Source organism: Aeromonas sp. 95A (genome assembly GCF_051919235.1).
GTDB classification, from domain to species: Bacteria; Pseudomonadota; Gammaproteobacteria; order Enterobacterales; family Aeromonadaceae; genus Aeromonas; species Aeromonas veronii.
This window is the reverse complement of the sequence record NZ_JBQBFC010000001.1, coordinates 2,332,360-2,343,276: the sequence shown is the minus strand read 5'-3', so window position 1 is coordinate 2,343,276 and position 10,917 is coordinate 2,332,360. Positions and strand designations below refer to the sequence as shown.

At 61.3% G+C, this 10,917-nt stretch carries 10 protein-coding genes; 6 read left to right on the top strand and 4 right to left on the bottom strand.

Annotation, left to right across the window (positions count from 1 at the left end; genetic code table 11):
• Positions 1–59: 59 nt before the first annotated feature.
• Positions 60–1,088 (bottom strand): 16S rRNA (guanine(1207)-N(2))-methyltransferase RsmC, encoded by a 1,029-nt coding sequence (gene rsmC / locus ACTG2U_RS10500; protein WP_439974455.1) that lies wholly within the window; start codon positions 1,086–1,088, stop codon positions 60–62.
• Positions 1,089–1,368: 280 nt separating this feature from the next.
• On the opposite strand from rsmC, the gene dapA reads away from it, so the two are divergent.
• A complete protein-coding gene (dapA, locus tag ACTG2U_RS10495; RefSeq protein ID WP_005340240.1) occupies positions 1,369–2,241 on the top strand; it encodes a 4-hydroxy-tetrahydrodipicolinate synthase in 873 nt (290 codons plus the stop codon).
• A 91-nt stretch (positions 2,242–2,332) separates the two neighbouring features.
• Here dapA and ACTG2U_RS10490 read toward each other — a convergent pair whose 3' ends face one another.
• The gene (locus ACTG2U_RS10490; RefSeq protein ID WP_439974454.1) at positions 2,333–3,301 is read right to left on the bottom strand and encodes a CYTH domain-containing protein; all 969 of its coding nucleotides are present in this window, start codon (positions 3,299–3,301) and stop codon (positions 2,333–2,335) included.
• 169 nt (positions 3,302–3,470) lie between these two features.
• On the opposite strand from ACTG2U_RS10490, the gene ACTG2U_RS10485 reads away from it, so the two are divergent.
• Together ACTG2U_RS10485 and ACTG2U_RS10480 are read left to right on the top strand one after the other, a co-directional pair.
• A complete protein-coding gene (locus ACTG2U_RS10485; protein WP_005340244.1) occupies positions 3,471–4,151 on the top strand; it encodes a TIGR00153 family protein in 681 nt (226 codons plus the stop codon).
• Positions 4,152–4,176: 25 nt separating this feature from the next.
• The gene (locus ACTG2U_RS10480) at positions 4,177–5,442 is read left to right on the top strand and encodes an inorganic phosphate transporter (RefSeq protein ID WP_005343043.1); all 1,266 of its coding nucleotides are present in this window, start codon (positions 4,177–4,179) and stop codon (positions 5,440–5,442) included.
• 93 nt (positions 5,443–5,535) lie between these two features.
• Here ACTG2U_RS10480 and ACTG2U_RS10475 read toward each other — a convergent pair whose 3' ends face one another.
• Entirely contained in the window at positions 5,536–7,992 is a 2,457-nt protein-coding gene (locus tag ACTG2U_RS10475; protein ID WP_439974453.1) for a bifunctional aspartate kinase/homoserine dehydrogenase II, read from the bottom strand.
• An 11-nt stretch (positions 7,993–8,003) separates the two neighbouring features.
• Positions 8,004–9,164: a cystathionine gamma-synthase gene (gene metB / locus ACTG2U_RS10470; protein WP_439974452.1), complete on the bottom strand. Its 1,161-nt coding sequence runs from the start codon at positions 9,162–9,164 to the stop codon at positions 8,004–8,006.
• A 205-nt stretch (positions 9,165–9,369) separates the two neighbouring features.
• On the opposite strand from metB, the gene metJ reads away from it, so the two are divergent.
• The 3 genes from metJ to ACTG2U_RS10455 all read left to right on the top strand — a co-directional run bounded on the left by metJ (position 9,370) and on the right by ACTG2U_RS10455 (position 10,880).
• Complete coding sequence (gene metJ / locus ACTG2U_RS10465; RefSeq protein WP_005340251.1) at positions 9,370–9,693, top strand: met regulon transcriptional regulator MetJ; 324 nt, start codon at positions 9,370–9,372, stop codon at positions 9,691–9,693.
• A 41-nt stretch (positions 9,694–9,734) separates the two neighbouring features.
• The gene (locus ACTG2U_RS10460; RefSeq protein WP_439974451.1) at positions 9,735–10,457 is read left to right on the top strand and encodes a helix-turn-helix domain-containing protein; all 723 of its coding nucleotides are present in this window, start codon (positions 9,735–9,737) and stop codon (positions 10,455–10,457) included.
• 84 nt (positions 10,458–10,541) lie between these two features.
• Positions 10,542–10,880, top strand: coding sequence for a tRNA-binding protein (locus ACTG2U_RS10455; protein ID WP_439974450.1), 339 nt, complete (start codon positions 10,542–10,544; stop codon positions 10,878–10,880).
• Positions 10,881–10,917: the final 37 nt, after the last annotated feature.

Genomic DNA, 10,917 nt, shown 5'->3' with positions numbered 1-10,917 from the left:
TACCTTATCAGATGCCGGATGGCGCTCTCTAGCTGCTTTATTGTGCGGCTTACACTTATTTACATTTTGCTCAGATAGACTTTGAATTTGGCATCACTGCTGATCACTTCAGTCCGTTTGAAGTGTGTCTCCAGTATAGGCTGGTAGCGCAAGAAGGCGTTGGCAACAATAGTCAGTGAACCATTTGGCAGCAAAAATTCCGGCGCCTTGGCCAGGAACTGCTCGGTCGCCGCATAGAAGGTTTTGAGACCCGCATGGAATGGCGGGTTGGAGACGATGTGCTGGAAACGGGTGGAGACATCCGAATAGACATCGGAAGCGGTGACCTTGCCCTGCAGACCGTTGATCGCCAGGGTGCGGCGGCTCGATTCGAGCGCCAGCGCGCTGATATCCACCATGTTGACCTGCAGATCCGGATTGCGCTTGGCCAGCACAGACCCAATCACCCCGGCGCCACAACCGAAATCGAGCAGCTCGCCCTTCATCGGCGGCACGGCGGCCAGCAGCATCTGGGTGCCGAGATCCAGCTCGGCGGCGCTGAAGACGCCGGGCAGTGCCAGCACGGTCAGCTCGGTATCACCGGCCTTGCACTGGTAGCGGCCAAACCAGCTATCCAGATTGAAAGGTTCAACCGGCTTGCTCAGCTCACCGTGATAGAGGGAGCAGCGGCGCGCCGAATCGCGCTTGATCGGCTTTTCGCCATAGGGGGCCAGCAGCTTGTCGGCGCCATTGATGCCGCCGCGGTTTTCACCGGCGAGGAACAGATCGGCACCCGCTTCCAGCAAGGGGGTCATCATGGCCAGCAGATATTGTGCTTCGGCCTTGGCCTTGGGCATCAGCAGCAACAGGGCATCGAAGCGCGGGGCTCCACCTAGCTGGTGGTCGAACAGGATAGCCTCGCCGAGGGCGGCCTGCTGGCTGCGGTAGTAACAGTAATCGGTGGTAAAGACGGTCAGGGTCCGGGCCAGGCTCGCCAGCTGGCGGGGGTAGTCATCCTCCAGCGCGCCGCAGACAAGTAGCCGCTTGCCGACAAAGAGGGCTTGGTTTCGTTCCAGCATCTGGCTGACGGCACTGATAGGGCTGCTCATCGGGTCTCTCCACGCAATTTTGGGCGGCCATTATACATAGCCCCTTTCGCCTTGACATTTATGCCGTGTTCCCGAAATATGCCCAGACACCATTTTTTGACCAGAGATGACGAAATGCGGTTCAACGGGTTGAAACGAAAGCACAAAAAAAGCCTGAAATTCGGGCCTGCCGACGTTCGCGCGTAACCTCTCATCCCTGAGAAGCTTCAAACCCCGGTTGCGCACATCGTACCGGGGTTTTTTATTGCCATATGCGCGTCATTTAGGAGAAGGAGATCCCATGTTTCAAGGTTCAATCGTTGCGTTGATCACCCCGTTTCGACAGGGAAAGCTGGATGAAGAGGCGCTGCTGCGTCTGGTGGAGTGGCATATCGAACAGGGCACTCACGGCATTGTGCCGGTGGGCACCACGGGGGAAAGTCCGACCCTGACCCATGACGAGCACTGCCGGGTGGTGGAGCTGGTGGTCAAGCAGGTCGCAGGTCGCATTCCGGTGATTGCCGGGGCCGGTTCCAACAACCCGGTCGAAGCCATCGAGTACACCCTTCATGCCGAGCGGGTTGGCGCCGATGCCACTCTGCATGTAGCCGGTTACTACAACCGCCCCAATCAGGAGGGGCTCTACCACCACTTCAAGGCGGTACACGACGCCACCGCCAAGCCGATCATCGTCTACAACATTCCGCCGCGCGCCATCGTTGACGTGCAGCCGGCGACCCTGGCCCGTCTGGCCGAGCTGCCGCGCATTGCCGGGGTGAAAGATGCCACCGGCGACTTGGCGCGCCCCTGGACCGAGCGCCAGCTGATCAAAAAGCCCTTCGCCTGGCTCTCCGGTGAGGATGCCACTGCGGTTGCTTACAACATCGGCGGCGGTCAGGGCTGTATCTCGGTGACCGCCAACGTGGCCCCCAAGCTGGTGGCCGAGGTTCAAAATTTGGCGCTGGCTGGCAAGTGGCAAGAAGCGCGTGAGCTGCAAGACCAGCTGATTCCGCTCCATCAGGCGATGTTTGCCGAGCCGAGCCCGGCCGGTGCCAAATATGCCGCTTCCCTGCTCGGTTTCTGTAGCGAGGAGTGCCGACTGCCGGTGATGCCGCTGTCGGAAGCGACCCGCGAGCGCATTCGCAGCGCCATGCAGCAGCTCAACCTGCTGTAGTGCAAAACGGGTGAGCCAAGGCTCACCCGTTTTGTTTTCGGCTTTTGTTTCCGGTCTTTATTTCCGACCTTTAGTACCGGTATGGCCACGCTCAGGCTGCGTGATGCAGCCAGGCGGCGATGGCCAGCTGCAACTCGACATATGCCGGATAGAGGAAGAGATCGGCCAGTTCGGCAGGCCACTCGTTTTGCTCGTCCGATTGGGCTTGCAGATGGGCGTGCAGGCTGGTCAGAGCTGGCAGCCAAGGTGCGGGTTGTGGCAGCGTGGCCGCACTGCGGGCGACCAGATCGATCCCTTGGCACAGGGCCGCGAGTGCCTTCTGTTGAATGCCTTTATCCTGAGGATGCTCCAGCCAGAGCTGCTCGTGATGCTGCCAGTGGCGCAGCCCTTCGCTTACCCCCGTTATGCCATCCATACCTTCATGTTCGACCAGCGCCAGCAGGGCCAGCGGTTTGCCAAGACCAGCCAGTCGATAGCCGCGCTGGGCCTTGGATTGGGCGCCGAGACGCAGTACACCAAGCTTGGCGAGGCGTTGGGCCAGCGCAAACAGCGCCGCGGTGTCGCCTGATTTTAGCTCCAGTTCCAGTTCGTTGATGGTGGTGCTGCCCTGACTGCCTACTATCTCTCCCTGATCCCAGGCCAGCTCAATCTCGGCCCCCTCGAAGGCGATCAGCCAGTGGCGGCGCAAGAAGTCGGTGCGAAACTGGGCGACCAGCTGCTGCTGAATGTGGTCGCGCTCGGTCAGAGTCGGCCAAATCTCATCGGGAAAGGCCGAGAGGGTCGGCAGATCGCCGCTGACAGGGGCGTTGTACTCGGGTCTGGCATGCAGGCCGCCCACCACCTGGCCGCGGCATTTGATGGTTTGTTCGGCGAAGGCGTCGCAGCGGCGAATGCGCAACCCCATATCCAGTTGGCGCAGAGCCAGGGTCGGCGTATCGAAATAGACGTTGCCGAGCTGCTGTTGTGACGATTCTTTAATCTCAAGAGAATTCAGCAGGTTGGATAACTTGGCTTGAATGTCGCGGGCGACAAAAAACTTTATCTCGATCTCAGTTTGCATAGTCATTCCGGGCTGGCAGGCAACTTTGGGGGGCAGGATTCGGGTCGCGGGGATATAATGCCCGCGAGACGACTAGATTAATTCGCGGTTTAATTGAGGGCGCAGTTCGGTTACCATGCGCGCCTCATAAAATCGTATCGAGTGTTTTTTCACCGACACAGGTTTGGCCATGCCAGTAAATACTATTTTGGGGCTTTTTGCCAAGTCCCCCATCAAGCCGCTGCAGAAGCATATCGTCAAGGTTCACCAGTGCTCCCAGCAGTTGGTTCCCTTCTTTGACGCCGTTGCCGAAGACCGTTGGGAAGATGCCGAGAAGATCCGGCAGCAGATCGCCCAACTGGAAAAAGAGGCAGATACCCTCAAGCGTGAAATCCGTCTGAAACTGCCTCGCGGCCTGTTCCTGCCGGTTGCACGTACCGACCTGCTGGAGCTGTTGACCCAGCAAGACAAGATTGCCAACCGTGCCAAGGATATCTCCGGCCGCATGCTTGGCCGTCGCATGGAGTTCCCTGCTGAAATGCGGACGGATTTCATGGCTTACCTCAAACGTTGTATTGATGCGACCGCTCAGGCCGAGAAAGCGATCGGGGAGCTCGACGAGCTGCTCGAGACCGGCTTCAAAGGACGGGAAGTGGAAATGGTTGCCGAGATGATCCACCAGCTGGATCTGATCGAGGACGATACAGACACCATGCAGATCGGACTGCGCCAACAGCTGCAAGCGGTTGAGCACAATTACAATCCGATCGATGTGATGTTCCTTTACAAGATCCTCGAATGGGTAGGTGACCTGGCAGATCAGGCCGAGCGCGTAGGCGCCCGTCTGGAACTGATGCTGGCTCGTTCGTAATCGACTGACTGGGTAAACACTACTAATGGACATTATCGCGAATTACGGCACCACTCTGGTGCTCGTGGCGGCCTTGTTCGGCTTTTTGATGGCTTGGGGCATTGGCGCGAATGACGTGGCCAACGCCATGGGAACATCGGTCGGCACCAAATCCCTGACCATCCGTCAGGCGATCATCATTGCCATGATCTTCGAATTTGCCGGTGCGTATCTGGCCGGTGGCGAAGTGACGGCCACCATCCGTAACGGCATCATCGACAGCAATGCGTTTGTCGATAGCCCGGATCTGCTGGTGCTCGGCATGATCGCCTCCCTGCTGGCGGCTGGCGCCTGGTTGATCCTCGCCTCCTACTTCGGCTGGCCTGTTTCCACCACTCACTCCATCATCGGCGCCATCGTCGGTTTTGCGGTGGTGAGCATTGGCCCGGAAGCGGTGCAGTGGAGCAAGTTTGGCGGCATCGTCGGCTCCTGGGTCATCACCCCTGCCATCTCAGGTGTCATTGCCTACTTCATGTTCATCAGCGTGCAGAAGCTTATCTTCAACACTGATGATCCCCTGAACAACGCCAAGCGCTATGTGCCGTTCTACATGTTCCTGACTGCGCTGGTGATCTGTCTGGTGACCATCAAGAAGGGGCTGACCCACGTCGGTCTGCACCTGAGCGATGGCGAGGGCATTCTGCTCTCCATCGCCATCTCCATCGCAGTGGCGTTTGCCGGCTGGATCTACATTCGCGGCCAGAAGTACAACCCGCAGGATGACAGCAAGATGCACTTCGCCAACGTGGAGAAGGTGTTCGGCATCCTGATGGTGATCACTGCCTGTGCCATGGCCTTTGCCCACGGTTCCAACGACGTGGCCAACGCCATTGGCCCGCTCTCTGCGGTGGCCTCTATCGTGGCTTCCGGTGGCGAGATTTCCAGTCAGGCAGCCATTGCCTGGTGGATACTGCCGCTGGGCGGTATCGGTATCGTGATCGGTCTGGCGACCATGGGCGAGAAGGTGATGGCGACGGTCGGTACCGGCATCACTCACCTGACCCCGAGCCGTGGTTTTGCTGCCCAGCTGGCGACTGCCGCGACCGTGGTGATTGCCTCCGGTACCGGTCTGCCCATCTCCACCACCCAGACCCTGGTCGGTGCTGTGATGGGTGTCGGTCTGGCGCGCGGTATTGCGGCGCTGAACCTGGGGGTACTGCGCAACATCGTGGTCTCCTGGATCATCACCCTGCCTGCCGGTGCCATTCTGGCTATCGCGATCTTCTACGTGCTGCAGGCTTGCTTCTCCTAATCGAAGCGGCATTCAGCAAAAAGCCCGAGTCATCGACTCGGGCTTTTTTATTGTGCGCGGGAGCTGAGGTGCTGCTCCCTTTGCATATCAGCCTTAGAGGCTGGCGCAGATCTGCCACAGATCGTACTGGATAGCGGCGGCGGTCACTTCCCGGCCTGCCCCCGGCCCCTGAATCACCAGCGGGTTGGTGCGGTAGCTGTCGCTCTCGATGGCGAAGATGTTGTCGCACGGCAAGAGGTTCGCAAACGGGTGGTGGGGCTCCAGCGCCTCCAGTCCGACCCGCGCCTTGCCGTCATGCTCAAAGCGGGCCACGTAGCGCAGCACCTTGCCGAGGCGCTTGGCCCCTTCGAAGGCGGTCTGGATCGGGCCATCCAGCTCTTTCAGTCTGTCCATGAACTGATCGGCGGTCACCTTGCGCAGCGTGACGGGTACCAGATTCTCCAGCTCGATATCGGCGGAGTCGAGCTCGAAGCCTGCCTCCCGCGCCAGAATGAGCAGCTTGCGCCGCACATCCTGACCGGAGAGATCCTCGCGGGGATCCGGCTCGGTCAGGCCGTGCTGCCACGCCTCGTCCACCAGCTCGGAGAAGGGGCGGGTGCCGTCATACTGCTGGAACAGCCAGGAGAGGGTGCCGGAGAAGATGCCGGAGACCCCCTGAATGCGGTCGCCGCTCTGGCGCAGCATCTGGATGCTGGACTGGATCGGCAGCCCGGCGCCCACGGTGGCGTTGTAGCGCCACTGCACCTGATGGTCGCGACAGGTCTGCTTGATGCGCTGGTAGAACTCGCTGTCGGCGGCACCGGCAAACTTGTTGGCGGCGATGATGTGAATGCCGAGCTGGGCAAAATCCGGATAGTAGCGGCTCACCGTTTCGCTGGCGGTCATGTCCAGCGCAATCAGCGCATCGAAGCCGTGCTGCTCAAGCTGGGAGAGCAACTCCGGCCAGATCAGCGGTTTGGGAGTGAAGTTGTCCTGTACCTTGAGGGGGTTGAGCCCCTCTTCATCGAGCAGGCCCCCTTCCGAGCTGAACACCCCGTAGAGGGTGAGCGCCAGATTGAGTTCATGTTCCAGCCGTGCCTTTTCGCGGGCATAGAGGCTCAGCCAGTGGCCGCCGATATTGCCCTTGCCGAACACCACCAGTCCGACCCGGGTCGGGCGGCTGAAGAGGGCGCTGTGGAGGGCGATGAGCAGCGGCTCCAGCACTACCTGACGCAGCACGGCCACCAGACTCAGGCCATCTCGGGCCACCTGTACGAACTCCAGCGGTTGATCCGCCAGCAGCTGATAGAAGCGATGGCACTGTTCTGCGTTGTCGGTGACACCGGCGCCGACCAGCGCTACCAGACTGTACCCCTCTTTCTGAATGAGGCCGGTGAAGCTCCCTTGCAGCTGGAAGTCGCGCAGCAGCTCGAAGGCGCCTTGTGCGACTTCGAGGGTGTAGGCGAGGCGCAGGATCCGGCGATCCGGCTGGCGCTGCAGGGTGAGCGGGTTGAGGCGGTGGCGGGCCAGATGGGCCTCGATGGTGGCCACCGTCTGCTCATAGTTGGTTTGCGGCAGCACCTTCAGCTCGATGAGGGCGATCTGATCCACCGAGGAGACGATGCGGGCGCCACCGGAGCGGGGGGCGCGGCGCAGGATATGGGTGCAGCCCTCGTCCGGGTTGTAGCTGCAGCGCAAAGTGAGGCGCTGGCGGCTGTCGGCCACCGGTTGCAGGGTGCGCGAATGCAGCACCGAGGAGCCGAGGCGGGCCAGCTCGTTGGCCTCGGAGAGGCTCAGGCGCTCCAGCAGACGCGCTTCTTTCACCCGACGGGGGTCGGCGCTGTAGACCCCGGCCACGTCGCTCCAGATGGTGGTGGATTCGCCGTCCGCCAGCAGGGCCAACAGGCTGGCGCTGTAGTCGGATCCATTGCGACCGAGCAGCAGGGAGCGCCCCTCCATGTCGGCAGCGATAAAGCCGGTTACCACGATGCGACCGGCATGCTCCGCCAGTCGCGCCTTGAGCAGTTCGCTGGAGAGCGCAGTATCTACCTTGACCAGAGCGCCATCCTCGGCGCGCAAGAAACTGCGGGCATCGAGCCAGATAGCCTTGTCGCCGCGGCTGGTGAGCAGGGCCGCCAGCAGGCGCGCCGACCACACTTCGCCAAAAGCGAGCAGGCCGTTGCGGGCGAAGCGATCAAACTGCCCTTCAAGCGTTTTGGCTATCAGTTGCATGTCGTCGGCCAGCTGCTTGCTCAGATCGAGCTGCAGTTCACCCTCCAGCAGGCCGTCGATCAGGCTCTGCTGATAGGCCTGCAGGGCAGAGATGGCTTCACCGGCGGCTTCGTCCCCCGCTTCGGCCAGCTCCACCAGCTGGATCAGCCGGTTGGTGGTCTTGCCAGCGGCGGAGACCACGATCAGTTCATCCCCGCCCACCTGTTGTTCAACGATACTGGCGACCCGGCGATAACAGACCGGATCCGCCAGACTGCTGCCACCAAATTTGTGGACGTGACGTCGCTTCAATCCTGCTTCTGCTGCCACCGCGATCTCTCCTTGTTGCTGCTGTTCCATTACTTCGCTACCTATTCTGCCTGCTGCGCCTGTTCAAAAGCCTGAGCCAGATCGGCCACCAGGTCTTCACCGTGTTCAATACCGACCGACAACCGCAGCAGCTGGGCGCTGATGCCTGCTGCCTGCTGCGCCGCCGGGGTCATGGCCCTGTGGGTCATGCTGGCCGGATGGGCCACCAGACTCTCCACCCCGCCGAGGGACTCGGCCACCGAGAAGAGGGTGAGGGCCGCGAGGAAGGCGCGAATGCCTGCCTCGCTGCAATCGAGTTCAAAACTTAGCATGGCGCCGAAGCCGGACTGTTGACGGCGCGCAATATCGTGGCCCGGATGGCTCGGCAGGCTGGGGTGATAGATGCGTTTCACCAGCGGCTGCTGTTGCAGGAAGGTGAGGATGCGGTCGGTATTCTCCTGATGGGTGCGCAATCTGGGGGCCAGAGTGCGCAGGCCGCGCAGGGTGAGGTAGGAGTCGAACGCCCCGGAAGTGAGCCCCAGACAGTTGGCCCACCACACCAGCGACTCGGCCAGTGCGGCCTCCTTGGCAATCGCCACTCCGCCCACCACGTCTGAGTGACCGTTGATGTACTTGGTGGTGGAGTGCACCACCACGTCGGCACCGAGGGCCAGCGGCTGTTGCAGCAGGGGGGAGAGGAAGGTGTTGTCCACCACCACCTGCGCACCCACCTCGTGGGCGGCGCTGGCAATGGCGCTGATATCCACCACTCGCAGCAGCGGGTTGGAGGGGGTCTCGACCCATACCAGCGCAGGCTTTTGCGCCAGCGCGGCGGCCAGAGCGGCCTCGTCGCCCTGATCGACAAACTGCACCCGGTAGTGGCCCTTGGCCGCCAGATACTCGAACAGGCGCCAGGTGCCGCCGTAGCAGTCGTGAGGGGCGATCAGCAGATCTCCCGCCTTGAGCAGGGCGGTGGTGACCAGATGGACGGCCCCCATGCCAGTGCCGGTAACCACGGCGCCTGCGCCCCCTTCCAGCGCCGCCAGCGCGTCCGCCAGATTGGTGCGGGTCGGATTACCAGAGCGGGCATAATCGTATTGACGGGGTTCGCCAAAGTCGGCAAAGGTGTAGTTGCTGGAGAGGTAGATGGGGGGCACCACGGCACCGTGCTGTGTGTCTGTCTCAATCCCGGTGCGAACCGCCAGGGTGGCCTTGTGGGTCATATCACTCTCCTTGATGTCTCTTCACACGCCGGCATCTTGCTGCCACGCGCCATCCCGCCATTGCGGGCTCATGGACAACCACACTACGCCAGCTTAAAAAAGACGTCAACACTTCCGGACGTCTAAATGGCTTTGCTGTTGGATTGCCATTAATTTCCTTAAGGGTTAAAATCCGCGCTCACGGCTAAATGAGAACAGGTGAGTCATGGGAACAGAGTGGAACGGCGACTACGTCAGCCCCTACGCGGAACACGGTAAGAAGAGCGAACAGGTCAAGAAGATTACCGTCTCGATCCCGCTCAAGGTGTTGAAAGTGTTGACCGATGAGCGCACCCGCCGTCAGGTGAACAACCTGCGTCATGCGACCAACAGCGAGCTGCTCTGTGAAGCCTTCCTGCACGCTTTCACCGGCCAGCCGCTCCCTTGCGACGAAGACTTGCGCAAGGATCAACCGGACAGTGTCCCGGCCGAAGCGCGCGCCATCATGGAAGCGCTGGGCAAAGAGATCGAAGATTTCGACAAGGAATAATCCCCAATGACGCGGCCCTGGCCGCGTCATTGCTATCTGCCATGTCCCGCTTCAGCCTGCGCCACTATCACCACCACGTCTGCAGTCATAGCCACGACTTTGCCCAACTGGTGATCCCCCTCGACGGCCCCCTCGAGATCGAGGTGCAGGGCCGGGGGCACAGGCTTGTCCCCGGTTCTGCCTGCGTCATCGCTCCCGGCGAGCGGCACGATTATGCCGCCGATCCCGCGCTTTCGTTTCTGGTGCAGGAGAGCGACTGGCTACCCGGGGATCTGGCGGCCTGCCCCTTTATCGAGCTGGATGAGCCCCAGCGCCACTACCTCGCTTTTCTGCACCGCATGGTGGCCGAGGGGCGGCAGGTGGCGGGCATGGAGCAGGTGTGGCTCTCCCTGCTGGCTGAAGGGCAGGGGATGCAGAGCACTGCCACTCCGCGTCTTGCCGCTCGCATCCTCAAGGTGCAGCGCCATATCGAGGCCAACCTTGCCGCCCCGCTGACCAATCAGCAACTCGCCGCTATCGCCTGTCTTGGCCAGAGCCAGTTCAAGCTCGCCTTTCGCCAGCAGTTGGGGGTGAGTGTCTCCCACTACATTCGCAATCGACGCATGGCGCTGGCGCGTACCCTGCTTGCTGGCACGCAACTGCCCGTTGGGGAGATTGCCAGCCGCTGCGGTTACCAGAATCAGGGGGCCTTCGGCGAGCGCTTCCTGGCCGAGACCGGGCTCACTCCGTCCCTCTGGCGCCAGCAAAACGGCCGCCTGCCGTAACGAAACGGCTGATCGCCGAAGACAGCCTTCTCTCTTTGGGCCATGCTGCGGGTCATGCAAGGTGCACGATAAACAGGAGCCGAAATGGAGACGATTAGCTGGCAGGATTTCGAGATGGTGGAGCTCCGGGTGGGTACCCTGGTGCGGGTCGAGCCGTTCCCCGAGGCACGTAAACCGGCCTACAAGGTGTGGGCGGATTTTGGCCCTGAACTGGGGATTCGCAAGAGCAGTGCCCAGATCACCGCCCTCTACCAGCCAGAGCAGCTGGTGGGCCGCCAGATCATCGCCGTAATCAACTTCCCGACCAAACAGATAGGGCCGTTTCAGTCTGAATTTCTGCTAACCGGATTCTACCGGCCGGATGGCGCCGTGGTGCTGGCTATCCCCGAGCAAGCGGTGGAGAACGGCGCCAAGCTGGGCTGAGTTCACACCCGAACAGAGAGAAGAGAGGCGACCCAAG

Bases quoted from the DNA above. Each gene is read 5' to 3' on its own strand.
- rsmC (WP_439974455.1), bottom strand. From the start codon at position 1,088: ATGAGCAGCCCTATCAGTGCCGTCAGCCAGATGCTGGAACGAAACCAA.
- dapA (WP_005340240.1), top strand. From the start codon at position 1,369: ATGTTTCAAGGTTCAATCGTTGCGTTGATCACCCCGTTTCGACAGGGA.
- ACTG2U_RS10490 (WP_439974454.1), bottom strand. From the start codon at position 3,301: ATGCAAACTGAGATCGAGATAAAGTTTTTTGTCGCCCGCGACATTCAA.
- ACTG2U_RS10485 (WP_005340244.1), top strand. From the start codon at position 3,471: ATGCCAGTAAATACTATTTTGGGGCTTTTTGCCAAGTCCCCCATCAAG.
- ACTG2U_RS10480 (WP_005343043.1), top strand. From the start codon at position 4,177: ATGGACATTATCGCGAATTACGGCACCACTCTGGTGCTCGTGGCGGCC.
- ACTG2U_RS10475 (WP_439974453.1), bottom strand. From the start codon at position 7,992: ATGGAACAGCAGCAACAAGGAGAGATCGCGGTGGCAGCAGAAGCAGGA.
- metB (WP_439974452.1), bottom strand. From the start codon at position 9,164: ATGACCCACAAGGCCACCCTGGCGGTTCGCACCGGGATTGAGACAGAC.
- metJ (WP_005340251.1), top strand. From the start codon at position 9,370: ATGGGAACAGAGTGGAACGGCGACTACGTCAGCCCCTACGCGGAACAC.
- ACTG2U_RS10460 (WP_439974451.1), top strand. From the start codon at position 9,735: ATGTCCCGCTTCAGCCTGCGCCACTATCACCACCACGTCTGCAGTCAT.
- ACTG2U_RS10455 (WP_439974450.1), top strand. From the start codon at position 10,542: ATGGAGACGATTAGCTGGCAGGATTTCGAGATGGTGGAGCTCCGGGTG.